Origin of the sequence: Paenibacillus shirakamiensis (genome assembly GCF_017874255.1) — a bacterium.
GTDB lineage: Bacteria > Bacillota > Bacilli > Paenibacillales > Paenibacillaceae > Fontibacillus > Fontibacillus shirakamiensis.
On record NZ_JAGGLD010000004.1, the window covers coordinates 318,829 to 344,717 of the forward strand.

Annotated in this window: 21 protein-coding genes and 1 pseudogene; 13 read left to right on the forward strand and 9 right to left on the reverse strand. The window is 44.2% G+C overall.

What is annotated here, in order from left to right; all coding sequences use genetic code 11:
* Positions 1-68 precede the first annotated feature (68 nt).
* The 4 genes from J2Z69_RS13375 (at position 69) to J2Z69_RS13390 (ending at position 6,893) form a co-directional block, all read left to right on the forward strand.
* Entirely contained in the window at positions 69-1,784 is a 1,716-nt protein-coding gene (locus tag J2Z69_RS13375) for a two-component system sensor histidine kinase NtrB (RefSeq protein ID WP_209863422.1), read from the forward strand.
* Positions 1,785-1,885: 101 nt separating this feature from the next.
* Positions 1,886-2,320 (forward strand): BrxA/BrxB family bacilliredoxin, encoded by a 435-nt coding sequence (locus J2Z69_RS13380; protein ID WP_209863424.1) that lies wholly within the window; start codon positions 1,886-1,888, stop codon positions 2,318-2,320.
* A 126-nt stretch (positions 2,321-2,446) separates the two neighbouring features.
* Entirely contained in the window at positions 2,447-3,256 is an 810-nt protein-coding gene (gene nadE, locus J2Z69_RS13385; protein WP_209863426.1) for an ammonia-dependent NAD(+) synthetase, read from the forward strand.
* Between the two features lie 475 nt (positions 3,257-3,731).
* Complete coding sequence (locus J2Z69_RS13390; protein ID WP_245339286.1) at positions 3,732-6,893, forward strand: glycosyl hydrolase family 18 protein; 3,162 nt, start codon at positions 3,732-3,734, stop codon at positions 6,891-6,893.
* Positions 6,894-7,151: 258 nt separating this feature from the next.
* On the opposite strand, the gene J2Z69_RS13395 is transcribed toward J2Z69_RS13390, so the two are convergent.
* On the reverse strand, positions 7,152-7,982 hold the full coding sequence (locus J2Z69_RS13395; RefSeq protein WP_209863430.1) for an alpha/beta fold hydrolase: 831 nt from the start codon (positions 7,980-7,982) through the stop codon (positions 7,152-7,154).
* 103 nt (positions 7,983-8,085) lie between these two features.
* Here J2Z69_RS13395 and acpS point away from each other — a divergent pair, with 103 nt between their 5' ends.
* Together acpS and mutY are read left to right on the forward strand one after the other, a co-directional pair.
* Positions 8,086-8,484 (forward strand): holo-ACP synthase, encoded by a 399-nt coding sequence (gene acpS, locus J2Z69_RS13400; RefSeq protein WP_342591591.1) that lies wholly within the window; start codon positions 8,086-8,088, stop codon positions 8,482-8,484.
* A 73-nt stretch (positions 8,485-8,557) separates the two neighbouring features.
* Complete coding sequence (mutY, locus tag J2Z69_RS13405) at positions 8,558-9,715, forward strand: A/G-specific adenine glycosylase (RefSeq protein ID WP_209863433.1); 1,158 nt, start codon at positions 8,558-8,560, stop codon at positions 9,713-9,715.
* 165 nt (positions 9,716-9,880) lie between these two features.
* Here the strand turns inward: mutY and J2Z69_RS13410 are convergent, their stop codons facing one another.
* Together J2Z69_RS13410 and J2Z69_RS13415 are read right to left on the reverse strand one after the other, a co-directional pair.
* Positions 9,881-10,075 carry a hypothetical protein gene (locus tag J2Z69_RS13410; protein ID WP_209863436.1) on the reverse strand — a complete coding sequence of 65 codons (195 nt, stop codon included), beginning with the start codon at positions 10,073-10,075 and terminating at the stop codon, positions 9,881-9,883.
* Positions 10,076-10,217: 142 nt separating this feature from the next.
* Positions 10,218-10,829, reverse strand: a complete 612-nt coding sequence (locus J2Z69_RS13415; protein WP_209863439.1) for a superoxide dismutase — start codon at positions 10,827-10,829, stop codon at positions 10,218-10,220.
* 371 nt (positions 10,830-11,200) lie between these two features.
* On the opposite strand from J2Z69_RS13415, the gene J2Z69_RS13420 reads away from it, so the two are divergent.
* From J2Z69_RS13420 to folE, 5 genes and pseudogenes are all read left to right on the forward strand, one after another.
* Positions 11,201-11,635: a GNAT family N-acetyltransferase gene (locus J2Z69_RS13420; protein WP_209863442.1), complete on the forward strand. Its 435-nt coding sequence runs from the start codon at positions 11,201-11,203 to the stop codon at positions 11,633-11,635.
* A gap of 196 nt (positions 11,636-11,831) precedes the next feature.
* Positions 11,832-12,989, forward strand: a pseudogene (gene queG, locus J2Z69_RS13425) (tRNA epoxyqueuosine(34) reductase QueG); the annotation flags it as partial.
* A gap of 132 nt (positions 12,990-13,121) precedes the next feature.
* Positions 13,122-14,159: an HD-GYP domain-containing protein gene (locus J2Z69_RS13430; protein ID WP_209863448.1), complete on the forward strand. Its 1,038-nt coding sequence runs from the start codon at positions 13,122-13,124 to the stop codon at positions 14,157-14,159.
* A gap of 97 nt (positions 14,160-14,256) precedes the next feature.
* Complete coding sequence (locus J2Z69_RS13435; RefSeq protein WP_209863451.1) at positions 14,257-14,493, forward strand: YneF family protein; 237 nt, start codon at positions 14,257-14,259, stop codon at positions 14,491-14,493.
* A 70-nt stretch (positions 14,494-14,563) separates the two neighbouring features.
* Positions 14,564-15,157 carry a GTP cyclohydrolase I FolE gene (gene folE, locus J2Z69_RS13440; RefSeq protein WP_209863454.1) on the forward strand — a complete coding sequence of 198 codons (594 nt, stop codon included), beginning with the start codon at positions 14,564-14,566 and terminating at the stop codon, positions 15,155-15,157.
* Between the two features lie 92 nt (positions 15,158-15,249).
* On the opposite strand, the gene J2Z69_RS13445 is transcribed toward folE, so the two are convergent.
* The gene (locus tag J2Z69_RS13445; RefSeq protein ID WP_209863457.1) at positions 15,250-16,461 is read right to left on the reverse strand and encodes a Fe-Mn family superoxide dismutase; all 1,212 of its coding nucleotides are present in this window, start codon (positions 16,459-16,461) and stop codon (positions 15,250-15,252) included.
* A gap of 112 nt (positions 16,462-16,573) precedes the next feature.
* Positions 16,574-17,554, reverse strand: coding sequence for an alpha/beta hydrolase (locus tag J2Z69_RS13450; protein WP_425355011.1), 981 nt, complete (start codon positions 17,552-17,554; stop codon positions 16,574-16,576).
* 307 nt (positions 17,555-17,861) lie between these two features.
* On the opposite strand from J2Z69_RS13450, the gene J2Z69_RS13455 reads away from it, so the two are divergent.
* Together J2Z69_RS13455 and J2Z69_RS13460 are read left to right on the forward strand one after the other, a co-directional pair.
* Positions 17,862-18,605 (forward strand): IclR family transcriptional regulator, encoded by a 744-nt coding sequence (locus J2Z69_RS13455; protein WP_209863463.1) that lies wholly within the window; start codon positions 17,862-17,864, stop codon positions 18,603-18,605.
* 89 nt (positions 18,606-18,694) lie between these two features.
* Positions 18,695-19,009 carry a hypothetical protein gene (locus J2Z69_RS13460; RefSeq protein ID WP_209863465.1) on the forward strand — a complete coding sequence of 105 codons (315 nt, stop codon included), beginning with the start codon at positions 18,695-18,697 and terminating at the stop codon, positions 19,007-19,009.
* Between the two features lie 56 nt (positions 19,010-19,065).
* On the opposite strand, the gene J2Z69_RS13465 is transcribed toward J2Z69_RS13460, so the two are convergent.
* The 4 genes from J2Z69_RS13465 to acnA all read right to left on the reverse strand — a co-directional run bounded on the left by J2Z69_RS13465 (position 19,066) and on the right by acnA (position 25,536).
* Positions 19,066-20,715: an alpha/beta fold hydrolase gene (locus J2Z69_RS13465; RefSeq protein WP_209863468.1), complete on the reverse strand. Its 1,650-nt coding sequence runs from the start codon at positions 20,713-20,715 to the stop codon at positions 19,066-19,068.
* Between the two features lie 175 nt (positions 20,716-20,890).
* The gene (locus J2Z69_RS13470) at positions 20,891-21,997 is read right to left on the reverse strand and encodes a DUF1648 domain-containing protein (protein WP_209863471.1); all 1,107 of its coding nucleotides are present in this window, start codon (positions 21,995-21,997) and stop codon (positions 20,891-20,893) included.
* Between the two features lie 17 nt (positions 21,998-22,014).
* Positions 22,015-22,398, reverse strand: a complete 384-nt coding sequence (locus tag J2Z69_RS13475) for a GntR family transcriptional regulator (RefSeq protein ID WP_209863474.1) — start codon at positions 22,396-22,398, stop codon at positions 22,015-22,017.
* Positions 22,399-22,809: 411 nt separating this feature from the next.
* Positions 22,810-25,536 (reverse strand): aconitate hydratase AcnA, encoded by a 2,727-nt coding sequence (gene acnA / locus J2Z69_RS13480; RefSeq protein ID WP_209863476.1) that lies wholly within the window; start codon positions 25,534-25,536, stop codon positions 22,810-22,812.
* Positions 25,537-25,889 lie beyond the last annotated feature (353 nt).

A 25,889-nucleotide genomic window follows, 5' to 3' on the forward strand; every position in this document is an offset into this window, starting at 1 on the left:
GGTTATTGTAAAAAAATGGAGCCTGTGTTTTAATCGATTTTAGAAGCACTCCGAAAAGGAGGGATCATGTGATTGCCGTAAAGGAAATCTTACTTCAGACGCTTATCGCCTGTTCACCGGCTTTTTTGTTTCCTCTCTTCTACGAGAAGACAACACGCTTGCCCAAGAGGGAAAGTTCAGACCCCGTGGACTCTGGAGTGCGAAATTCCGTTCTGCTGGTGTCTTGCCTGATAAGTATGATCATTTGTACTATTTTTGCGAGCACTCTATTTGATAGCATTCCTCTTAATTTCTTCTTACCCTCATTAATTATAGGCATGCTCTATGGTCGTCTTCGCGACGGCTTCCTTCTGTGTGTCGCAGAAGTATGTCTATATACACTGATGGGGAAATATCATAATTTAGCAGGTTTTGTCATGGAGACAGGTCTTGTAATTTTTCCACTAGTCCTTTTGTCCTCTACTCATTTTAAGCGAAGTGGCCGTCAGGGTCGAATGATGTTTATCATGTTTTTTCTTCTTATTGGGCAGTACTTTGCTCTCTCCCTTTATTTTCTAACACCTCGGATTACTTTAAAGTCCGATCTAACTATCATTATCTATAGCGTAATTTATGTCGGTGTGTCTATCTTCATTGGTTTGGTGCTTATGATGGTGATTGAGAATACACTAGATCGGGAGAAATTACAGCAGCAAGTGCTGTCTTTATCTCATAAGACTTTTCGTGAAGCGGAGAATCTTCAGCAGACGATGGATGCCGCGCCCTTAGCGATTCTCTTATTAGATCAGGACGGCGCACTGGTTACGATTAATGATAATTTCCTTGAATTTTGTCGACTAGAGAATCCCGCATTAAATAGGGAAGATTTGCTGGGGTTGAAATTACATCAACTGGCAGATGAAATTGGGACTGAATACTTATCCACTCGAGAGCAGGGAACGTTCGTGACTGAGGAGTTGGTTACAGAACTTATCCAAGTGAAAAATAGGATGTATTTAATTAGCATTTCACCTTTAAGAAAAGGTCATACTAGGGAATTCAATGGATCTGTAGTGATTCTTCAGGATATAACAGAAATTGAACATCTCAAAGACGAGCTGAACAAAGCGGATCGGTTAAGTCTTGTAGGTCAGATGGCAGCCGGAATTACACACGAAATTCGTAATCCAATGGCGGTGGTGCGGGGCTTCCTTCAGCTGATGAAGGAAAAAAGCCCGTCTAATCTAGATAATTATTATCGTATTGTTATGGAAGAATTGGACAGAGCTAATGGCATCATTAATGACTTTTTATCGCTAGCTCAGTCCCGGAGTGTGAATAAGGAAGAGAGTCAACTCGATGACATTATTCAGGAATTAAGTCCCCTGTTATGGGCGGACGCTAACCTAAGAGGGCAGAGCATTGAAATGAAGTTTACGGAGCATCTTCCCAGCCTACATTTGAATACAAAGGAAATGAAGCAGCTCATCCTGAATCTATGCCGCAATGGAATGGAGGCTATGGAAGAAAAAGGCCAACTGACCATTGAGACGCGTGAACATCTCGAAGGAATTGAACTTCGAATTACAGATACAGGTCCAGGCATTCCTGCAAGTAAACGCGATAAGTTATTTCAACCTTTCTTCACCACGAAGACACAAGGAACCGGACTCGGACTAGCTCTATGCTTAAGTATTATGGAGCGACATAATGGTAAAATATTAGTCGAATCCGAAGAGGGGCAAGGGACAACATTTATAGTATTATTCCATCGACCTTCAAGTCGTAATATAAGTGTTTCTTGAAGCGGAAGCATTTGCTTTCCAGCCCTTAGAATGTATAATAATAAAGACCCGAAATCGGGTGAATACTGCAAATCCAGTACGTTTGAGGGAGTGAATGTAACGTGTCCATGTCGTTTGATCAATATATGAGAGATATGGTTCAACCTATGCGCGATGAGTTGACCCGTCTTGGTATTCAAGAGCTACGTACGCCAGAAGAAGTAGAAGAAAGTTTTCCAGCGCTTAAGGGTACATCGCTTGTAGTTATTAATTCCGTGTGTGGATGTGCTGCAGGCCAATGTCGTCCAGGCGTAGCAACAGCATTGCAACATGATATTACACCAGATCATTTGTTCACAGTATTTGCGGGGCAAGATAAGGAAGCTACCAGCAAAGCTCGTGAGTATCTTGCACCTTATCCTCCTTCATCGCCTTCCATTGCTTTACTTAAAGACGGTGAGCTAGTTCATTTCATTGAACGTCACCAAATCGAAGATCGCTCAGCAAGTGATATTGCCGCAGATCTGACAAATGCATTTGACCGATTCTGTCGTTAATTGAATAGTTGAAGTGCCCTGCAGACCTAGATTGTGTCGGCAGGGTATTTGATTTTACTCAGAAGATGTAATTACGGGTACATACGGAATGAAGGCAAGGTTCATACTAAAAGCTGAGGTGAGAACATGAGTACACAGCAAGAAATAATTGCCCAATTGGGTGTCAAGCCAACGATTGACGTTGATCAAGAAATTCGGAAACGTGTAGACTTTCTTAAGGATTATGTGAAAAAGTCAGGGACTACCGGTCTATTAATTGCCATTAGTGGAGGGATTGATAGTGCTGTGGCGGCGGGGCTTTGTAAGCAGGCCACCGATGAATTGAGTAAGGAATCCGGAACAGAATATATAACTCTGGGCGTATATCAACCTTATGGGGCGCAAGATGATATTGAACATAGTTACGAAGTAGCCAGAGCATTCCAGCTAACCAAGACGGTAGAGACGAATATTGAGGAGACGGTAGACGAAATTTCCCTTGAAGTGGAGCATGCCCTGAAGAATGTGGGTATTTCTCGTCATATCACGTATCAAGGAAAAGGAAATGTGAAAGCCCGTACTCGTATGGTTGTACAGTACGCGCTTGCTTTCGAACTTAAATTGCTTGTAGTAGGAACCGATCATGCTTCAGAAGCATTAACAGGATTCTATACCAAATGGGGCGATGGTGCGGTGGATATTACACCACTCAGCACACTTAATAAGCGTCAAGTACGACTGGTTGCAGCTAAAATTGGTGTACCTCAGAGTATTATTGACAAGGTTCCAACGGCTGGGCTCTGGGAAGGCCAGACCGATGAAAAAGAGTTAGGTGTAAGTTATGAAGATAACAGTGATTACTTAGAAGGCAAAGAGATTAATCCATCGGCTCAGGAGATTTTGGAGTCATTTTATGCACGTACGGCTCATAAACGAAATACGATTCCTGGAATTTAATCTGCTCCTTCCACAAATCGACTACAATTTCATACGATTAGAGGTCCGACTTTGAAGTCGGGCTTTTTTTTGCGTCCAATCACTTACACTATTTTATATTTCATAGAACAATGTGTCAGAAAATATGACGTTTAATAGCGAAATGATATAATTTCGTAAGATATTACCCCTATTTTGTAAGAAAACACCCCTACGATCATTTGTTAAATAGAATATAATAATTTTTAACAGCTAGTTTACATAGCGTTAACCTATCTTTCCCCCTCGATTCAGCACGTCCACTTCTATTTTTCTCACATCCTAAGTCCTATACACAATATTCTATGGGTTTAAGTTCTACCTCTACAGAGGTGAATTTAATAGCAATGCCGCCGAAGAACTTCCTTGGAGGTGAATAGTTCAGCCGTTATCTACCACTTGGCATTGTATAAAAATTGAGAGATTGGGGTGTTATATGAAAACGCTTTCTAAACACTTGTACAGACAGTGGTTCACGTATTTCGCCGTTGTAGCTTTGATCATCTCGTCATTTTCCTTTACAGGACGGGCTTCAGCAGCAGCTTCGGATATTAAGGGTCACTGGGCTGAAGCTCAGCTTACGGAGTGGCAGACCAAAGGTCTTCTTAAAGGATATTCCGATGGCACATTAAAGCCAGATCATTCGATTACCCGTGCTGAACTCATCATTCTTATCAACAGATACTTTAACTATACGGACACGGCGGCGATTAAGTTCACCGATATTAAGGAATCCCAGTGGCTATATGCAGATATTGCTAAAGCGGTTAAAGCTGGATATATCAAGGGATATACGGACGGATCGATTCGTCCCAATCAACCTGTAAGTCGTGAAGAGACGGCCGTCATGTTGTCCAAAGTACTTCAACTGCCTGCGGCTTCATCAGACGCACTAAAAAACATGAAAGATGCTGCCAAAATTGCGAGCTGGAGTAAAGCAGCGGTAGGTGCGTTAGTATCTAACAAAGTGATTGGTGGATATAACGATGGTACATTCCGTCCATCAGCTAACCTTACCCGTGCTGAAGGGGTTGTCCTTATTGACCGCTCAGCTGCTGTGCAGACGGCAGGAGCACCTACTGTGCTGAATGTAAAAGAAGGTCAAACGTATAAGTCCGGTGTTCTTCCGAACTGGAAGGATGCAAGCGGAACGACAACAACAGCTACTTTGAATGGAGCAAATTATGTAAAGGGAACAGGCATTACAGCTGCTGGCGATTATACGTTGGTGGTTACTGCTATGAAACCATCTACTAAGAAAGCTTCTAGTACAACTGTAAAGTTCAAAATCGATCCGCAAACGAAGCTGGTAGCTTACGTTCCTGGTTGGAAAGATTGGTCGGACGCAAATACGGTAGATGTAGCGAAGTTAACCCATATCGACTACGCTTTTACACATGTCAAAGACAATCAATTGATTCCTTTTGAAGGCGATTTCAATGATGATCAGAACTATGCCTACCTGAACAGTCTGAGAGCAAAAAATCCGAATCTTAAAATTCTGAACTCTGTCGGTGGATGGGGTGCAGATGGCTTCTCAGATGCTGCATTTACTGCAGGTTCACGTGATATTTTCACATCCAGTATTGTGGATTATGTGAAGAAATATAATCTGGATGGAGTAGATCTGGATTGGGAGTACCCAACACAGACCTCAGGTGACATTATCAAAGCAAGACCTGAAGACAAGCAAAACTTCACTTTATTGCTTCAGACTTTACGCGAGAAGCTGAACAAGCTTGGTCTTGAAAATAATAAATACTATGAAATTTCGATTGCAGCAGCTGCTGCAGCTGCATATCCAACATGGGTAGAGCTGGATAAAATTACTCCACTGCTGGACAACTACAACTTGATGACCTATGACTTTGCTGGCGGCTGGGTGCCTAATGCTTCGCACCATACGAACTTATACGGAACAAGAAGTGTAGATTCTACCGTTCAAGCATTTCTAAAGAATAATGTTCCTGCTAGCAAGCTCGTCATTGGGGGAGCATTCTATGCCCACAAATGGACAGATGTAGCTTCCAAAGAGAACAATGGTCTTGGGGCCAAGGCTAAAGGCACAGGAGATACACCTGTATATGGAACAGTAATTGCAACGTATAACAAGGAAAGCGGTTATACCCGTTATTGGGATGAAGCTTCCAAAGCGGCGTACCTTTTTAACGGAAGCACTTTCTTATCCTTTGATGATCCTCAGTCCATGTCCGAGAAGGGCAAATACGCTCGCGATCATAAGCTGGGCGGCGCCATGTTCTGGGAATACAGTCAAGATACAACAGGAGCGCTATTAGAATCGGTATACAACGGTCTGAATGGCGTTCCATACGTAGCAGACACCACTTCTGTTCCGAATGCACCTAAAGTTGTGAACGTGATAGATGGCCAGACTTATAAGACAGGAATTCTACCGAACTGGACAGATGCCGTGGGCACTGCAAGTGCAGCTACATTGAACGGCAAGGAATATGTAAAAGGTACAGGGATTACGGAAGCTGGAGACTATACGTTAATTGTAACAGCTGCGCATGGTAAGAGCTTTAAGACAGCTAGCACTACTGTGAAATTCAAAGTCGTTCCCGAGACTAAAGTGATTGCTTATATTCCAGGTTGGAAAGAATGGTCCACAGCAAATCCTATTACTGGGAACAAATTAACCCACATTTTATATGCGTTCACTCATGTAGAGAATGGCAAGATCATCCCTCTAAAAGATCAAAAATATGATGATGCCAATTATGCCTATCTTCAAAGTTTGAGAGCGCAAAACCCGAATCTGAAGCTTCTGAACTCTGTTGGAGGATGGGGAGCGGATGGATTTTCTGATGCAGTGCTCACTTCAGCATCCCGAAATACATTTGCGAACAGCATTGTAGATTATGTGAAGAAATATAAGCTGGATGGCATTGATCTGGACTGGGAGTATCCAACACAAAGTGCAGATGGCGTCATTAAGGCTAGACCAGAAGACAAGCAGAACTACAGTACTTTCCTTAAGCTGCTGCGTGAGAAATTGAATGCACAAGGTTTAGTAGACAACAAATACTATGAAATTACGATTGCTGTAGGCGCAACCCAGAAATACCTGGATGGCGTAGAAATGCCGGAAATTATCAAGGTTCTCGACAATGTCAATTTGATGACGTACGATTTTGCAGGGGGATGGAGTACGAAGACAGACCATCATACAAACCTATATGGTGGCGCGATTAGCGTGGATTCTTCCGTGAAATTGTTCCAAAAGAATGGTGTGCCTAATAACAAGATCGTCATTGGTGCAGCATTCTACAGCCACATTTGGACGGATGTCAAATCCTCAGCGAATCATGGTCTGGGCCAAGAAGCAAAAGGCTCAGGCGATACACCAACCTATTCTGATATCGTTACAAAATACAATACTGCTGCAGGATATACACGTTACTGGGATGATACAGCGAAGGCTCCTTATCTCTTTGATGGTAAAACATTCGTAAGTTATGATGATCCGCAGTCCGTAGCTGCTAAAGCTCAATACGTATTGGACCAAAAGCTAGGTGGAGCTATGTTCTGGGAGTATAGCCAAGACAACACAGGCACTCTTTTAGATGCTCTAAATAAAGTTATTCCAGTAAAGTAACAAGACTAAGATTAAAATAGAAGATTTAGCGCTAGAACAAAGTATACAGTTATATGAGAATACCCCGCATTCCGTTCTTTGTCAGAACGTGGTGCGGGGTGTTCTATTTTTGTCGAATCACTCTCTTAGAACGATGTGTTAGATCTTAATCTATGCGCTAGATATTGGTGTATAGTTTAGTTATTGGTATATACGTTAGATATTTATATGTGTGTTAGATCTATATAGTATCTAATCTTAATATAGTGAAATGACAATTTATAGCGAAGGGGTACGTTTGCGCAGTACATCTGATATAAAAGATTCGCTGACTTCGATTGCATCTTTAAGCTGTTGGGATGCTCCTTGAAAAGGATGAACACTATTGAACGTATGATTACCGCCTTCGACGTGAATCCAAGGGATATGCGGATGGGCAGAGGTGAGTTGAGCAGAACCGACACGAAGATGATCTTCTGTTCCTTGAATCAGCGCCACTGCAAAGTCGGCATGCGTAATGCGGGAGAAGATATCATACTGCTCGGCATGGAGCTCGAGATCTTGAAGTAGTACCGCGTCTAAAGGCATAGCTTGGCCCGTACGGCCATTTACAACATAGCTAATGCCGTGTATACGCATTTCTTGCTTTTGCTGATCAGAGAAGAGGTCTAGGCGAGTAATGCCGTTCCAAGACAATACAGCCGCTAATGTGCGAGGATGATCCAGACCATAGATTAACGAAGTTCCTGCACCCCGGGAATGGCCAATTAGGATTAAAGGGAGCAATTTTAGTTCATCGACCTGTTGTGTATATGAGATAAGGGCGCTTAGATCTTGTAGTTCAAGTTGATACGTATTGATAGCGAAATCATCAAGTTCTGTAAAATCTACAGGGCTTGACCCGATACCATTATGAGAGAAATTGAACGTGATGACTTCATGATGCTGACTGAACTGTTCCGCGACATAAGGGAACATGCCCCAGTCTTTGAATCCTTTGAAGCCGTGCACAATAATAATGAGGCTATCGGCTATATCTTGTTTGCAAGGATAATGAGTGCAGTGAAGTTGTCGTCCTGTCGGTAATTGTACGTCAAAATCTGTAGTCATAATCTATTCACCTCCAGCTTCCATTATATCACATCGCTTGGGTTGGACTCGCATGAGTAGGGCGGAGTTGGTACAATGGAGGCATAGCTTATTAGCGCAAAGGGTGAAACCATTGATCTACGGAATTGGTCATGACATTGTAGATATAAAAAGGATGAACGAATTAGTACAAGGCCCTTTGGGTTCGCGTTTTTTAAAGCGTATCCTTTCGGATAAGGAACAAGTCGAAGCAAGCCTTCGAACTGCTAAAGCAGGCGAATATGTAGCTGGAAGATTTGCAGCTAAGGAAGCAGTAAGTAAAGCTTTTGGATGCGGAATCGGCCATACGATAGGTTTTCAAGATATTGAGATTATACCGGATGCATTAGGTAAGCCCATTTTGCATCTAGCACCAGAAGCGTGGGCTCGCCTTGGGATGTCAGCAGCTTTATATACGATTCATTTGAGCATTACACATGAGCGATTGATGGCTTCTGCATTTGTTATCGTGGAGAAACTGTAGACCGCCTATATAGTTAGTTCACTTAAAGGAGACCAGCATGGAGCAGGAGAACAAGGAGCAGCAGAACAACGAAATGGTGAAGAGGTTTTTCAGTACGGAGTTACTGGAGTGGTATGAAAGGTCCAAAAGAGATTTGCCTTGGCGTAGGCATCGTGATCCGTATTACATATGGGTCTCCGAGATTATGCTTCAACAGACTCGGGTGGATACAGTGATTCCTTATTTCCATCGGTTTATTGAACGATTTCCAACCTTGCAGGAGCTAGCGGAAGCGCCGGAGGCAGATGTGCTTAAACTGTGGGAGGGACTAGGATATTATTCCCGTGCTCGGAATTTGCAGCGAGGAGCACAGCAGGTGATGGAACTTCATGGCGGACAGGTTCCCAATGATAAATTAGCGGTAGCTGCGCTAAAAGGTGTCGGTCCATATACAACGGGAGCGATTATGAGTATTGCCTTTAACCAGCCTGTTCCGGCGGTCGATGGCAATGTGATGCGGGTCTTATCTCGTTATTTTTTGATCGAAGACGACATCATGAAGAATGCTACGCGAGCTGGAATGGAAGTGCTCATTGAGCAGTTAATTCCTGAAGGCAGAGCATCGGATTTCAATCAAGCGCTCATGGAACTGGGGGCTTTGGTCTGTACGCCAAAATCTCCGCATTGCTTGACCTGTCCGGTCATGATGCACTGCGAAGGCCGACTTGCCGGGATGGAGCTTCAGCTCCCCGTCAAGTCTAAGGCCAAGCCGCCTCGTCCGGAGTTCCGGACGGTGGCGCTTGTGGAAGGCACCGGCCGCGAAGCAGGCCGCGTGCTCGTGCGGCAGCGTCCTGCTGCCGGGCTGCTCGCCAGCATGTGGGAACTTCCCCACATGCTGCTGCAGGAAGCGCCCGGCGTCGCTGCCGAGGCGACGGATGAGCAGGCGATGGACCTGCTCATCCAGGAGCTGGCCTTTAGCGGCCTGTATACACGGCCGCTCGGGCCTTATATGGAAGCTGAACATACGTTCAGCCACATTCACTGGAACCTGCGGGTATATCGGATGGAGCAACTAGCGGCTTCGGTGGCAGCCGAAGCCGGTGTGCGCTATGAAGCCGCTGCAGCCCTAGAGGAGAACATGGCTCGCTCCTTATGGATTACCCGGGAGGATATGGCACTACATGCTTTTCCTAAGGTGTTTTTAACGATTTTGAATCGTTATTTTGATGAACGTGAGCAAACCTACAAGTGACCGAATCACTAACTACGAATAAATAACTAATAAAAGCCTTGGAAATGCAGACGCCTGCAATCCAAGGCTTTTATTAGTTATTCCTTATAGCGGTAACTATATAATTAAGCTTTACCAATTAATTACGTCGATTCTAATCATCACAAGGTTACATAGATACGAAAACTACTCTAATTGACGATTTTCCACAGATTTCATCTTATTTTGCTGGTCGGGTATTCGGCTCTGATCCATAATATCCTGTCCTAATTCATGGGAGCTATCTCCAATAACGTGGCGAGCAAATTGAGTGAATTGTGCCTTATGCTTATCTGCTTCATGTTTGGATTTGAGCAAATCTTTTGGATCGGGGGTAGTCATAAGATTAGCCTCCTTTTCTAGAGAGTAGCCTTACTATACCCGTCAGCATGGGATTCCATCCTTTCATCCGCAAGATATCTACTCTACTGATACTAAAAAAAGACCGCCTCGAAGGCGGTCTTCTCTTTATACTAGAGGAACATTATTTCGCAGAAGCGTAACGTTTGTTCACTTCGTCCCAGTTGATTACATTGAAGAAAGCATTGATGTAGTCTGGGCGTTTGTTTTGATATTTAAGGTAATAGGCATGCTCCCATACATCAAGCCCCAATACTGGAGTCAAACCTTCTTGCAAAGGGTTGTCTTGGTTAGGAGTGCTAGTAATTGAGAGTTTGCCGTCTTTGCCAACTACGAGCCAAGCCCAGCCGCTACCAAAACGAGTAGTTGCAGCTTTAGCGAAATCTTCTTTGAACTTCTCATAACCACCAAGTTCACTTTCAATTGCTTCGCCGATGGCACCTGTAGGGTTGCCGCCGCCATTGGGTCCAATGATAGTCCAGAACAAGCTATGGTTAGCATGTCCACCGCCATTGTTGCGAACAGCAGTACGGATATTTTCAGGAACTGCATCCAAATTGGATACTAATTCTTCAATGCTTTTGTCTTGAAGCTCAGGAGCGCTTTCGAGTGCAGCATTCAAGTTCGTCACATACGTATTATGGTGACGATCGTGGTGAATGTTCATGGTTTGTTCGTCGATATGCGGTTCAAGTGCATTCGCTGCGTAAGGCAGTTCTGGTAATTGATGTGCCATGGGTAAAAACCTCCTGAAATATAGTTTTTGTAAAGTGAGCAAAAAGAAAAGAGCATCTGCCTAAATTCCGATGCTTACACCCTTTATTAAACCGTATAATTGAGAGTAAATCAATAGGGATGATGGTAAGCACTGGGATTAGTCATGTGTACTAATACAGATTAATATACGTACATTTAACATAAATAAAGGTAATCGTTCAAATTAAGCGCTTTCAGAAGAAAACAGGTGATTTAGCGAGATAAATGTGGTTTAATGTTCATTGAAGCATAAAAATATCGTTATTTGTCAACTTTATACTCGATTAATGTAAAACGGAAAACCTCTCTTTTTACGTTAATCTATCTTGTTTAGGAAAAGGGAGATCAAATATGCGTGTACGTTCCTTTCAACTGAGTGATGCGAATCACGTAATGGAGCTTTTGCAATTGGCATTATCGGAAGATTGTTATGAAGAGACAAAGAGAGCCTTTGCTCGTCAGTTGTCTTGGGATTCCGAGCTTATCATGATTGCGGAAGCAGACGACGAGCTTGTCGGAGCACTAATTGGTACTATTGATCAGAATTTAGGTTGTATCTACCGTGTCGCTGTCCATCCGGATTATCGTAGACAGGGTGTAGGTAAAACCTTAGTTACTTCCATGGAGCAACGCTTCCAACAGCGCAATATTAGTCGAATTATGGTAGCAGGTGATGAGCATAACCAAGCTGCTATGCCATTATACGAGGCCATGGGCTATGCTGGTCGTATTATGGAAGCTTTTCAAAAGCTAAGTATTGCGTCAATGCCTTCCTTATCAAGATAGAATGAGCATTTAATATAGAGAACGCCTAATACGTCTACTTCACTTTATAGCATATCTTTCCGTCCATTGCTTTTGGCGGTTAGATATGCTTTTCTATTTATAGGAAGTCACTATAGAAATTTATTATATAAGTCACTATAAAATCATGTAAGCCGATTTCGATCGGCTTTGGCCCGTATAGAACTGAGGGATAGATATGAATCAATCTACGCAGCTACCTGTATCTTCTTGGGAGAGTCTGAAGCAAGAAATTCAGCAAGCTGCATTTTCATTAGGAATAGATGACATTGGTTTCGCGACAGCGGACCCTTTTTTGGCTTTAAAGGATATATTGATTGACCGCCGGGCCAAAGGGTACGAGTCTGGGTTTGAGGAACCGGATATCGATAAGCGGGTTTTCCCCGGACTTACTTTAGAGAACCCCGCGTCTATTATCTCGATCGCCGTGGCTCATCCTTCCAAAATGGATAATCCACCCAAATCGGAACCCGGGTCCAATCGAGGTATTATGGCTCGATCAGCTTGGGGAAAGGACTATCATTCCGTATTACGTGATGCGCTAGATCAATTGATGAATTTCATCAAAGTGCGTGTCCCCGAAGCTAGAATGGAAAGTATGGTAGACACCGGTGTTCTGAATGATCGCGCCGTCGCTCAGCGAGCTGGAATTGGATTTGCAGGCAAGAACTGTATGATCATTTCGCCTACCTATGGATCGTGGATTTACTTAGGCGAGATTATTACGAATATCCCTTTTTCCCCAGATACCCCGGTCACAGAAGACTGCGGGGAATGTACGAAATGTTTGGATGCTTGCCCTACGGGAGCATTGGTGGGTCCCGGCGAACTGAATGCACAGATATGTGTCTCTTTTTTGACGCAGACCAAAGGCTTTCTGCAAGAGGATCATATGCAAAAAATCGGCAATCGCCTTTACGGTTGCGATACGTGTCAGACCGTCTGTCCTAAGAATCGAGGCAAACATTGGAGTCACCGTCCGGAATTACTTCCTGATCCAGATATCGCCAAGCCTTTACTTCTCCCCTTGCTTGACATAGGCAATCGCGAGTTCAAAGATCGGTTTGGATCCAGCTCCGCAGCTTGGCGTGGCAAAAAACCGATTCAACGAAATGCACTGATTGCGCTAGGGAACTTCAAAGATCGCCTCGCTGTGCCGAAAATAATAGAAGTGCTGCTTACAGATCCTCGGCCCGAGCTTAGGGGGACAGCGGCTTGGGCTCTTAGTCGTATTGGTAGCCAAGAAGCCATGGACGGACTGCTACAAGCTCTAGAGAGCGAAGAGGACGAGCGGGTCATAGATAGGCTACTGAGGGCGCGTCGCAAGCTTGAAGAGACTTCCATGCAAGGAGATTCAAGGCACGCAGCAACCTGACTACCTCAGGAAGTAGGAAAGATTCTTCCGCTAAGAGCCGAATGTAAGAGAACTGCAGGCTGCCGTATGAGATAACCGCGGAGGGATTCAGTAATGAGGTATGTTAGCATTGACGATATAGAGCCGGGCCAACTACTAGGAAAAACCGTATATTCAGCTAATGGTACAGTGCTCTTGTCCGCGGGCGTGCAGTTAACCGTATATATGATTAATACGCTGAATCGTATTGGAGTTACGATGCTCTATATCAAGGATGACAATTATGCAGATGTTGAGATTCCAGAGACACTCAGTGCACAGACGCGTAAGGCTATATTTAGAGACATGACGGACACATTCAGTGCCATTCGCTCCGGCAAGGATTGGAGTACTAAAAAAATCAGTATGTCCGTAGATCAGCTTCTTAAGGACGTGCTGGATCATAAAGGAATATTGATTCATCTGAATGATATTCGTACGGCGGATAATGCCCAGTATATTCATGCTACTAATGTATGTCTGCTGTCTTCTACAATAGGATTAAATATGGGGCTTAATTTTAACCAATTGAAAGAATTGGCTATCGGTGGACTCCTTCATGATATTGGCAAGACGGTTCCTCTGCCACCAGGGGGGAGTGAGGGGAATCTGAAATATCATCACACTTGGCGCGGATTCGAGGTGCTGAAGCAGAAACGAGAGCTGAGTCTGCTCATTGCGCATACGGCGCTTCAACATCACGAGAAGCCAGATGGAACCGGAATTCCCCGAGGATTGCATAACGATGATATTCACCAGTATCCCAAGATCGTAGCGGTAGCGAATCGATATGATAATTTAGTAGGCAATGGACTTGCGGGCTTAGGTAAAATCATGCTTCCTCATGAAGCTTGCGAGAAAATGATGGCTGCATCTGAACATGATTTAGATCGTGATATTCTGATTGAATTCAATCGTATTATCTCGGTCTATCCAAATGGAACAGCGGTTAGACTTTCGTCCAAGGAAACGGGCGTAGTGGTTCGTCAGCACCGAGGACTCCCAGGTCGTCCTGTGGTGCGAATTGTGCGTGGAACGGGTGAAGATATCGTTGTGAAAGAGGTGGATTTGGGTCAGCATACCACCTTGTTTATTGAGGCTGTTCTAGCCTGATTTCCCGTTTGCCACTATGGGTTAACAATGCTATTATAATTGAGTGCGTTCGCTTGTCCGGACCACCGTCAGAATTATAATTTAGAGGTGATTGGCTATGATTTATGTCGTAGGAATAATTGCGCTTATCCTAGGTTTGGTTGGAGGATTCTTCATTGGTGTTGTGTACTTACGTAAACAGCTCACGAAGATGCAGAATGACCCTCAAGCGCTTCAGAAGATGGCTCAACAAATGGGTTACAATCTTAACGGTAAGCAAATGCAACGTGCGCAACAAATGATGAAGAATCAGAATCAACCGGGTAGACCTCAAGTCAATCGCAAGAAAAAATAGACAGGAACAGGAAGTATACTTTGTAGAAGTATAGCTTATCCTGACACTTCCCTTGAAGGAGGACACAGGTATGGCTGGCGTTAAAGATTATACGAATACTCAGGTCGGCGATCATCGGGAACAAGTAGAGCATCATATTCGCGAGATTCTGAAGCTGATTGGTGAGGATGTGGAGCGAGAAGGTCTGCTTGACACTCCAGCTCGCGTAACCCGCATGTATGAAGAAATTTTCGCTGGATATGAAGTGGATCCTAGAGAAGTACTGGGTGTTACATTCGAAGAGAATCATGAGGAACTTGTGATTGTCAAAGATATCGTGTACTACAGTCAATGCGAACACCATATGGCGCCTTTCTTCGGCAAGGTGCATATCGGATATATTCCTAGTGGTCGCATTGCTGGGCTTAGTAAGTTAGCTCGATTAGTGGAGGCGGTAACCCGCCGATTGCAAGTTCAAGAACGGATTACATCACAGATTGCAGACATCATGGAAGAAGTACTAGCTCCTCAGGGTGTCATGGTCGTCGTAGAAGGCGAGCATTTGTGCATGTGTTCTCGCGGCGTGAAGAAACCAGGGAGCAAGACCGTCACTTCCGGTGTACGGGGAACCTTCCGTTCCGATGCTGCTTCAAGAGCTGAATTCCTTTCCTTGATCAAAGATTAATGGCGCATCTGCGCAAAGGAGAAGAGCTGCTTCAAGGGTTAACCCTTGATAGGCAGCTCTTTTTTTGATTCATTAGCCCTAGAGTTTGTAGGTTAGAAAGGTTGCCATTTAATTCGTCTTGCAGATACATAGCGCTTCGCTACTTCAGGCCAGTACACGACGTTCCACCAGTCTTCAATGTATTTCTTCCGTTCATTCTGGTGCTTGAGATAATAAGCATGTTCCCAGACATCCAGGGTCAGCAGCGGAATCACATCCCACTGAGATAGATTCTGGTGTTTCTCGGCGGTGAGGATCTCCAGCCTGTGGCTGCGTGGACTCCAGACGAGAATGGCCCAGCCACTGCCTTCCACTTGTTCGGCGGCTTTGGAGAATTGGGTCTTGAATGCGTCAAAACTTCCAAAGTCCTGCCGGATTTGTTCTGCAAGAGATCCATCAGGTTTACCTCCTCCAGAAGGGCCCATGATCTTCCAGAAAATAGTGTGCAAATAATGGCCTGCCCCATTAAAAGCAAGTTCTCGTTCCCAGTGTTTGACCAGATCAAAATCTCCTGTCTTGCGAGACGATTCCAGCTTTTTTTCCGCTTTATTGAGTCCATCTACATAGCTTTGGTGATGCTTGTCATGATGAATACGCATGGTCTTCTCATCGATATAAGGTTCGAGTGCATTATAAGCGTAAGGCAAAGGAGGGAGCTTGTGTCCACCTATGGGGACAGCAGGCCCTGTCCATACTTCAATATCAGGATCCGGTTCACGAGAGATGGGCTGTTCCTCCTCACTTCTTATAGCTTGGGTCTGATCCCTAGAGTCTGTCTCCTGTTCAGTAGAGATATGGGCCAGCATATGTTGTTCTTCTATAATTTCTTCCGCGACGTCGTCGGTCCGATTCAATGTTTCTAGTACACCTACGAAATATTCCGATTCCCGGATGAAGTGGAGAATCACAACATGGGCAAGCGGTAATGCCGCAATGGCCTTGCTCTGATCGAGTATAATATAGAGCTGACGAATCCATTCCTTCGATTGCCTTAGAGAGGAATCTAGGAGACGATGCGTTTGCCTCAGTAACTCAGGAGTGGGGGTAGGAGTCGGGTTAGCTATCGTATGTTGGAGCAGATCATTTGCAGCATCCTCCGTCTCTCTAAATACAATTTCCCAGTCCTTTAGTAATTGAATATAGGCAGGTTCAAGATTCGGTACGATGGCTAAAATGACCGTCGTATGTTCTTTCTCAATTTGTTTCCAGAATCTAATCTCTTCTAAAATCCGCACAGGCAAATAAGGCCCGTAGACATAGAGCATAGCCTTGGTTCCTCCTCCTGCAAAATGACCTCTTGTAAGGGTTATGCAACAGTAGGGTTGGACTATGCTCATCTTCGGACCTCAAGGTTCTATATGCTGATGGAACCTTCACTCAGCGGAATTCATCTGCATGATTCAGGGAGAGGAACGTGGAGACTCTGCGCAAATATTCCCTAGGATGTTCACGGAAAATGAGTTCATGATGTGAATTTTCTACAATCCAGACACCTGAATTTTTGTTCGTCTGATGGGAAGCGAGCATCTCTGCGATGGGATAGGGAGCTTTCTCGTCTTCCGTCCCGTGTATGAACAGAATGGGAAAAGGATAATCTTTTTTCTTTACCTCTTGATAAGGAATCTGGCGTAAGCTGGTTCCATTTAGGATAGGGAAAAGGAATTCGAGAATCTCAATAGATGGGTGCTGAGGCAGATCCATCTTTTGTCTGATGTTATGGTAAAGGGTATCCGGTTCTAGCAAGAACGTGCTATCTAGAATCATGGCATCGATATCTTTACTAATTAAGCCAGCCTGAAGAGCTGTGCCCGCGCCCATAGAAAAGCCCCATACTACAATTTCTTTGGCGCCCCTATATTTGGCAACCTGAATGGCGCCTAGCAACTGCTGCGTCTCTTTTTTGCCTCCTGTAGCGACTTCCTTGCTGTGTTGAGCAGCAAAACCATAATCGAACATGATCACATTAAAGTCCAGTCGATGGGCAAAGTTGGCTAGATCATACATAGGAATCCAGCTTTCTTCCCGATTGGCGCCATAGCCATGGCTAAAGATAATCGTCTTCTTGGAATTACCGGCTGGGATATACCAACCCTGCATAGTTCGGCTCCCATCAATGGCTGGAAAAGAGATATCTTCATATTTCATTCCCTTAGCTAACAAGGGGTTAGAATAGACTGGAGCTACAGTGGGATTAGACAATACCCAAGCGATATAACCGTGCAGAGCCACAAAACAGAAAATAAGGAAGAAGACGATCGACAAAATCGTGGCAATGAGTACATGCTTTAATCTAGTGAATTTAGGTACAGGTGTGAGTATAAGTTCTGTATTGTCCTCTTCCCTAGGGGAAGTATGCATCAGATTACGCGGATCCGTCGGGGACATATCTCCCCTCCTTTTTTTATCATATTTATATTATTTAAGGTGTTTACCCTGTGGGCAAAGGATTAATCGGTTTTGTCGAAATTGTGGAGAAATAGACGATTCTTGAGCAATAAGATCTAAAATTATCGTAATTTGTGTCCCCGCTAAAGTCAATGATAGGAAATATATTGAATACACGTTGATAAAGCTTCTCAAGTGGGTAGACTTCTGAGGAAGAGTTCGTTATAATTTGCGTTACTAGGTTTCATAGGGTGAAACGTATGGAGAGGGGCTTCGAACGATGGAAGACCGGAAATTAACTGTTCGTGCCGTTGAACGGGCACTGGATATATTGTTATGTTTTACGAAAGAGAATGAATTAAGTCTTACCGAAATCTCCCTGCGCATTGAACTTCATAAGAGTACTGTTCATCGGTTGCTTACTACACTTGAAGACAAGGGGTTTGTTATTCGTGATTCATCCACCGATAAATATCGCTTAGGCATGAGAATTTGGGAACTCTCAGCTCATTTATCCCATGATGATGACCCAGCCGTGCTTCTTCTTCCGCCACTTGAACGACTGCGAGATCGACTGGGTGAGACGGTCAGTCTATATTTATTAGACGGAACAGACCGGATTCGCATTCAAGCAGTCCAAAGTAATCAGGCGATACGTAGAGTTGCTCCGGTTGGGGCGAGATTGCCGCTGTATGTGGGCGCCTCAAGCAAAGTACTGGTGGCTTTTTCAGATGCCAAAACGTTACAAGCTGTGCTGAACACGCCGGAATGGCCTGATTCGATAGATCGTGAGGATTATATTCGTCAAATGGAAGGGATTCGTACAAGAGGGTATGCTACGAGTTATGAGGAACGTGAACCGGGAGCTGCTGCCGTCTCTGCGCCGATATTTAATCTTGCAGGAAAGGCAGTCGCGGCCCTTTCTGTATCGGGCCCAGTAAGCCGGTTATCGGAAGATAAACTCATTGAATTTGGACCAATCTTGGTAGAAGCTGCACGTGAAATGGGTCTTATGATGCATTGAACTTGTAGTCAAGGGGAATACTTGAAAGACCGTTTCCGTATTCCAGCGGAAAGGGTCTTTTTCTATAGTATAAGGAGGGGGATGCCTACATGTTCCTGAGTCTTGGCCTATGGCTATTCATGTTCCTTACCGGGTACTCGATTCTGAGCCGTAAGTTGCTTCCGCTGTTTCCTTTGTTCAGGAAAGGATCCCTACCTGATGATTTGATGTTGGCTATTACAAAGTATTTGGGGTGCTACTGCCTTGTTATTGCTGGAAGTGGTCTACTATGGGAGCTTGCACACTTAATAAGCCCAAGCCATAGCATTAGAGTCTATGCTAATGTAATTATGATGCTGATCGTATTAACGGCCTCCTTAATGATGTTCAACAAGCTTCGAGGAGTCAGAGTGAATTCCACGTAGAAAAATAAAAGGTCATCCAGCCGTTAGGCTAAGGATGACCTTTTTATGGGCGATGATTATCTATCTTTTTTGGCCCATGCCACGATATCGTTAATAATACTCTCCGATACATGACTAGGTTGTGTATATTCCGCAGACGTGGATACCCCATCATATTCAGCTAATAAGTGATTTACTTTAGGATAAGATTTATATTCTATATCGCTTCGGTTAGCTAGCTCTTTTTTCCAAGTAGCGAATTGGTCGAGTGGAACCTGCCAGTCATTCTCCCCAGCAAGAATAAGGAGAGGGACTCTTTGTGTTTTGGCTAGATCTGTTGGTTTGTAATTATTCAGAGCGTACCACCAGTAAGCGGAAGGCAATGGGAAATTGGTAGGTAGGTTGTCTACTGAATAACGGGGATCTTGCAAGAGCTGTGCTACCGTATTAATGAGCGTAGCATTTTTCTCATACGGTGTTGTATCTCCGCCTTGGCTTTTTACCCGTGTAATTAGCTCCTGATTCTGCTCTTTCATAACATCGATAAAGGTACCACTTGGCCCCGATAAAATAATAGAACCACGGATGTTACCTTCGTTAGCATCGGCATTAATGATCAGCGGCACAGCAAATCCGCCTTGGCTATGGCCGGCTACATAAATCTTGGTCTTATCTACATTCGGCTGATTCCGAACATAACGAACAGCTTGAAGTGCATCATTCACGGTCTCTTGAAGAATGGTCGCAATCGGATTTGCAGCGAATTTGAACGTATGTTCATAAGTGATCTTGTCATATCGAAGCACACCGATTCCTTGGCTAGCTAAGCCAGCAGCTAGGTCTTTGAAAATTTTGGCACCGCCAATCGATTCATCCCGATCACTTGGACCAGAGCCATGCACAAGAACAATTACTGGATAAGCTCCACTAGTTCCTATCGGTTTCGTAAATGTACCCGGAAGGGCGAATATTCCTTCTCCAATCTGAACCTCCTCCTCCGTGTAAGAAGTGGAGCGATCGTAAGATGGACTTTGGTGTACAGCAGCATTCGTAGGTTGAACATATAAATCATCGACCTTACCTTCTTTATTCAAGCGCACAATGATATCGATAGAGGTCTGACTAGTCTTGAACGTATAGGTCACATTGGTGTGAATGGCATTAACTTTAGTGGACTTGGAGAGCTGACTAGAGATGTCACCGTACAGGCCGCTGTACCCTTTCCATAAGTTCTGTAGTGCAGCTGTAGGTATGGATAATTTCAGTGCTGGGGTCATATACTTTTCTGCCTTAGTAGCGTCCCCTGTGCTAATACCCTGGATGAAAAGATCAGCTACTTCGCCTGTAGTTACAGGAGTGGATGGAGGCGTTGGAGGTACGGGTGTGGATGGCGTTCCTGTGGACTGAGGCTTGAACCAGACTTTCAGCTGGTCGACTGCGACCATAGCTTGGTTCTTAATCACTTTCAAAGGCTCTTTAATCGTAACTGTCTTCCCATTAAGAGTGGCCTTTGTTTTGTTGACGGTGAGCACTAACTTAGTCGTTCCCTTCGTAAGGGTAACGGTCTGAGACTTGGCATTCCATACTACACCCGCACCTATTGTGGCAGCGGCTTGTCGAACAGGTACCAGTGTGCTTTTGGCTAAGGCCAGGCCTTGTGCAGCTGGTAAAGTAAGCATAGCGGTTAATGCTGCTGCGGTGACGGAACGAACGATATATTTTTTCATTGTATTTGTCCTCCTGGAATGGTTGAGAGTGAAATACCATGATGTAGATCTAAGGTGAGATTAGAAGTGACGTTCGGCAAAGTCATAACGAAAATGACCTGAAAAAAATTAAATTTGCACATTGCTTAACTTAGCATGAAAAGTGGCATGAGATGAAAAGGGCTTAGTTGTCGGATTACCATGCAGCAATAATTGAAATGATCACTGAAATTATAATAGGACCTAGTAAAATTACAAATCCCATCGGTCTTCCAAAATTCAAAGTCCAGCCAATTCCCATCCTCTTTTCTACAAATAGAGAAGGGTCATTCGGATTCACATAAATTCCTCCAAGCTTCCAGTAAGTATCATCATGAGCAGGATGAGCACTCGGGTTAACCATTGTCCCTTTTCTCAAACGAATTCCTCCTTGACCTGTATGAAGGGATAAGAAAAAGATACTGATTAAGATACATAGAGGCATCCCTAAAGATATAATGGCTAAGGTAGTGGGCTCAATACGTCTGAACATGCTGAGCTGCATGAGACTGAACAATAAAATCATTACGAAGCCCATAAGGATTGTGAACATCGACCATTTACGGCGGAACAGGACCTGATGTTGAATGGATTCCTCCGTATTTCCCCCAGCCTGTGTCTGCTGTTTGCTTTTCTGGATAATGACATTAGTGGACCAGAAAATAAGCAGCATGACGATCTGTATCACATTGGGAAGAAAGATGCGCATATAGGTCTTATTCCCTACGCGATCCGCATTTCCCTGCCAATTGTAGTGCATAATTAGTCGATTTGGTGCTAAATCATAGTAGTTCAGGGCGAGTAAGAAGCAAGTGAGGATGACTCCTAGGTGAATAAGGAACCACAGATTAGAATGAACTAGCTTGCGGCGATGGAAAGAAGTATCAATGACTATTGTGTACTTCGCTAGTGTTGTAGCTGGCTGCGTGGCTTTGAATTTTTTTGTTTTGCTATAGAAGATAAATTGGATCAGAACAAATAACACAACTGTCATTAAGGTGTAGATGGTTACGGATAATTGTTGAACAGCTTCCTTCCCCGTGAACAAAAGGAGGGCTAAAGTCAGCCATAAAATTCCCTGCAAAAGAACATTAATCTGAACAAATTGACGCCGCATGGTTGTAAGTGTCTTACCTAAGAACATTTCTTCTGTGACGGATACGCCAAAGCTCATGGTTCTTCGAGTTAGATAAGGTGTCGAAATTAGTAATGCGTCTATACATGCGAACGTAATAAGCAGAATGCTTGAAAATAGCCAAGACATGCTCTCTCACTCCTTTCTCAGTTAGGTCGGATCTCGTCATAAAGACGGTTGATCATGTTAAGCATTTGTTCCCTCTCCATGCCGCGTAATATGGCCTCAGCAAGTATGGGACGCAGTTCACTTGTCTGACGATCTAGGAATTCTGCAGTAACGAGCGGCATTCCGTCGGGATGAACAACAACTCCTTTTTGACGGTGGATTTGAATATATCCCTCTTGCTTCAACAGGGTATACGCTTTGTTCACAGTGTGCAGATTAATCCCGATATCTGAGGCCATGCTCCTTACTGAAGGAAGTGCTTCGCCAAATTCTAACTCGCCACGAGCGATGCCTTCAATAATCTGATTGTATAATTGAGTGTAGATGGGGAGTTCGGACTGCATATCTAGTTGAATGAGCAAGGGGTACCTCCTTTGCATCTGTTATACATATAATATAACAGATGTATTCTAAGAGTGAAAGTTAATTTTAAATTTTTTTTGCTACAATTTGGATTTGAATGGACTTACCATATAGTTAAAAGGATGACCTAGTTATAGCTGAGCCTGATATAACGAACTCTTCAATGAAGAGCAAAGGAAACAGGGACTATAGCATGACCAGAATTGCCAAAAATGTTATAGAACTTATTGGAAATACCCCTTGTTAGAACTATCTAAGCATGGTGAAGGATTACACCCCAAGAGTATCCTGCTTACGAAGCTGGAATATTTTAACCCTTCTTGTATTCTATAGCCCTTAAGTAAATGGATAGTTCTAATAACAAAAAAAGGAGCCGGCTCATAGCCGACTCCTTTTTTTGAATATCTAGATTAGGATTTGATCTCAGAAGCTTCGATCATTTGACGAAGAACCGTCTGTAGAATACCACCATTGTGGTAGTAATCTACGTCTACCATGCTATCTAGACGAGCAACCGCAGGGAATTCAAACTGCGTACCATCTACGCGTGTAGCAATGACCGTAAGCGTCTGACCTGGCTTCACATCATTGTCGATGCCCAGAATATCGAACGTTTCCGTTCCATCCAGTCCGAGAGTCTTCCAGCCGTGTCCTTCTTGGAATTGAAGCGGCAGAACGCCCATTCCTACAAGGTTACTACGGTGAATCCGCTCGAAGCTCTCTGCGATGACAGCTTTGACGCCAAGCAAGAATGTACCTTTGGCTGCCCAGTCACGTGAACTTCCTGTACCGTATTCTTTACCTGCTAGTACGACAAGGTTCGTTCCAGCATTCTGGTAGTTCATCGATGCATCATAGATAGACATGATCTCATCCGTAGGTAGATATTTGGTTACGCCACCTTCTGTGCCCGGAGCTACTTGGTTACGGATTCGGATGTTGGCGAAAGTTCCGCGCATCATGACTTCGTGATTACCCCGACGTGAGCCGTAAGAGTTGAAATCTTTACGTGCAACACCATGCTCATTCAAATAGATACCCGCTGGGCTTGTAGGCGTAATATTACCTGCTGGAGAGATATGGTCCGTAGTTACGGAATCTCCTAGCAAGGCAAGGACACGAGCTCCGCGAATCTCTTCGATATCCTGAACGCCATCTCCAATTTTTGTGAAGAATGGAGGGTTAGCAATGTAAGTGGATTTGTCATCCCATTCATACAATTCTCCCTCAGGTACAGGAATGGAGTTCCAACGTTCATTTTGTGTAAATACATTCTCGTACTTGCTACGGAACATAGCTGGACTAACGGATAGTCCGATCGCATCTTTAATTTCTTGTGAAGACGGCCAGATGTCTTTAAGGTAGACCGGGTTGCCTTCTGGATCATGACCGAGTGGATCATTTTGTAGATCAATATTTACGGTACCTGCAATAGCGTAAGCTACTACGAGTGGTGGCGAGCCAAGGTAATTGGCTTTGACTTGGGCATGAACGCGGCCCTCAAAGTTCCGGTTACCTGAGATGACAGCTGCCACCGTCATATCATTTTCACTAATGGCTGCACTTACTTCGTCTGGCAGTGGACCGGAGTTCCCGATACATGTTGCACAGCCATAACCAGCTACATAGAAGCCAAGCTGTTCTAGGGAACGAATTAGACCTGCTTTTTCCAAGTATTCCGTTACCACCAGAGAACCTGGAGTTAAGCTTGTTTTTACATAGGCAGGCTTCGTAAGACCGCGTTCGATCGCTTTCTTAGCCAGCAATCCTGCTCCAAGCATAACACTTGGGTTCGATGTATTCGTACAGCTTGTAATCGCGGCGATTACGACTGCACCTGTCCCCATTTGGCTTACTTCTCCATTAGGATGCTTCACTTCAACAACTTGAGCGATTTTATCATCACTAAGGCCATAGCCGCCTTTTTCTACAGGGGTACGGATAATGCCGTTAAAGTTGGATTGCATTTCAGTTAGTTCTACACGGTCTTGGGGACGCTTAGGTCCAGCCAAACTCGGTACAACCGAAGCCAAATCCATCTCGATCAAGTCGCTGAACTGTGGATCTACCGTATCGCTTGTACGGAACATACCTTGTGCTTTGTAATAAGCTTCAACTAGAGCAATTTGCTCATCTGGACGACCCGTGCTGCGTAGGTAGTTCAACGTCTCATCATCTACAGGGAAATAACCTACTGTGGCACCATATTCAGGAGCCATGTTAGCTACTGTAGCGCGGTCAGCTAGACTGATGTTGGATAGACCCGGTCCGTAGAACTCTACGAATTTGCCTACAACACCTTTTTTACGAAGCATTTGAGTTACAGTTAGCGCCAAGTCTGTAGCTGTAGCGCCTTCAGTTAGGCTACCTACAAGCTTAAATCCGATTACTTCCGGAGCTACGAAGTACAAGGGTTGACCAAGCATACCTGCTTCGGCTTCAATTCCGCCCACGCCCCAGCCCACTACGCCAAGTCCGTTGATCATCGTAGTATGGGAGTCCGTACCTACCAAGGAGTCTGGGAATACAACAGTCTCGCCATCAATGGTCTTCGTAGCAGCTACGGAAGCCAAGTATTCTAAGTTAACCTGATGCACGATACCTGTTGCCGGTGGAACAGCGCGGAAATTATTGAAAGCCGTCTGTGCCCAGCGAAGAAAGCGGTAACGTTCTTCATTCCGTTCAAATTCAACATTCATATTATATTCGAGTGCATCTTCTGTACCGTAAGCATCGACCATAACAGAGTGGTCAATAACAAGGTCAACCGGAACGAGCGGGTTGATCTGCTTCGGGTCGCCGCCAGCTTTCTTCACGGTGTCGCGCATAGCAGCGAGATCGACAACAACGGGAACACCTGTGAAGTCTTGCAATACGATACGAGCGGGGATAAAAGGAATCTCCTTATTGCTGTCTTGACCTTCGGTCCAGTCCGCAATTTGTTTTACATGTTCAGGGGTAATGGCTCTACCATCAAATTGTCTAACAGCCGCTTCAAGCAATACTTTAATAGAAAAAGGCAATTTGGATACATGGCTGAAGCCTTGTTGTTCAAGCGCTTGTAGATCGAAATAACGGTAGCTTCTACCGCCTACTTCTAAGTTCTTGGATACGGAAAATTGGTCGTGAATGGGCATCTGTGAACCTCCTAGTTTTTTTGCGAAAGAAGCATAGACATTGCAATCATCTTCTATAGACGTAAAAGCAATGGCAAAGCCGTGCTTTTCGACTTTCTTTTTCATAACATCATTCATTAATGAGAGCTAAGTTGTTCCATTAGATGAAACGTAATTTCAAAATATTTCTTACTTAAGTATACCGCCTCTTCCTTAGTGAGTAAAGTATTTTTTGCGCCTAAATTGCGGAAATATACTGGAAATTTTGCGATAGTTCAGGGTATGTTAGAGGCTTATCCGCAACATACTGTCCGCTCTTGAATCATATAATTTTAAGCAAGGCTTGTGGCCTAACAATTCGTTCAATTATTGAT

What these genes read in the sequence shown, in the direction of transcription:
- J2Z69_RS13435 (WP_209863451.1), top strand. Translation starts at nt 14,257, where the DNA reads ATGATTTATGTCGTAGGAATAATTGCGCTTATCCTAGGTTTGGTTGGA.
- folE (WP_209863454.1), top strand. Translation starts at nt 14,564, where the DNA reads ATGGCTGGCGTTAAAGATTATACGAATACTCAGGTCGGCGATCATCGG.
- J2Z69_RS13395 (WP_209863430.1), bottom strand. Translation starts at nt 7,982, where the DNA reads ATGACTACAGATTTTGACGTACAATTACCGACAGGACGACAACTTCAC.
- J2Z69_RS13460 (WP_209863465.1), top strand. Translation starts at nt 18,695, where the DNA reads ATGTTCCTGAGTCTTGGCCTATGGCTATTCATGTTCCTTACCGGGTAC.
- nadE (WP_209863426.1), top strand. Translation starts at nt 2,447, where the DNA reads ATGAGTACACAGCAAGAAATAATTGCCCAATTGGGTGTCAAGCCAACG.
- J2Z69_RS13415 (WP_209863439.1), bottom strand. Translation starts at nt 10,829, where the DNA reads ATGGCACATCAATTACCAGAACTGCCTTACGCAGCGAATGCACTTGAA.
- acnA (WP_209863476.1), bottom strand. Translation starts at nt 25,536, where the DNA reads ATGCCCATTCACGACCAATTTTCCGTATCCAAGAACTTAGAAGTAGGC.
- J2Z69_RS13470 (WP_209863471.1), bottom strand. Translation starts at nt 21,997, where the DNA reads ATGTCTTGGCTATTTTCAAGCATTCTGCTTATTACGTTCGCATGTATA.
- J2Z69_RS13465 (WP_209863468.1), bottom strand. Translation starts at nt 20,715, where the DNA reads ATGAAAAAATATATCGTTCGTTCCGTCACCGCAGCAGCATTAACCGCT.
- J2Z69_RS13430 (WP_209863448.1), top strand. Translation starts at nt 13,122, where the DNA reads ATGAGGTATGTTAGCATTGACGATATAGAGCCGGGCCAACTACTAGGA.
- J2Z69_RS13455 (WP_209863463.1), top strand. Translation starts at nt 17,862, where the DNA reads ATGGAAGACCGGAAATTAACTGTTCGTGCCGTTGAACGGGCACTGGAT.
- mutY (WP_209863433.1), top strand. Translation starts at nt 8,558, where the DNA reads ATGGTGAAGAGGTTTTTCAGTACGGAGTTACTGGAGTGGTATGAAAGG.
- J2Z69_RS13420 (WP_209863442.1), top strand. Translation starts at nt 11,201, where the DNA reads ATGCGTGTACGTTCCTTTCAACTGAGTGATGCGAATCACGTAATGGAG.
- J2Z69_RS13450 (WP_425355011.1), bottom strand. Translation starts at nt 17,554, where the DNA reads ATGCATACTTCCCCTAGGGAAGAGGACAATACAGAACTTATACTCACA.
- J2Z69_RS13410 (WP_209863436.1), bottom strand. Translation starts at nt 10,075, where the DNA reads ATGACTACCCCCGATCCAAAAGATTTGCTCAAATCCAAACATGAAGCA.
- J2Z69_RS13445 (WP_209863457.1), bottom strand. Translation starts at nt 16,461, where the DNA reads ATGCTCTATGTCTACGGGCCTTATTTGCCTGTGCGGATTTTAGAAGAG.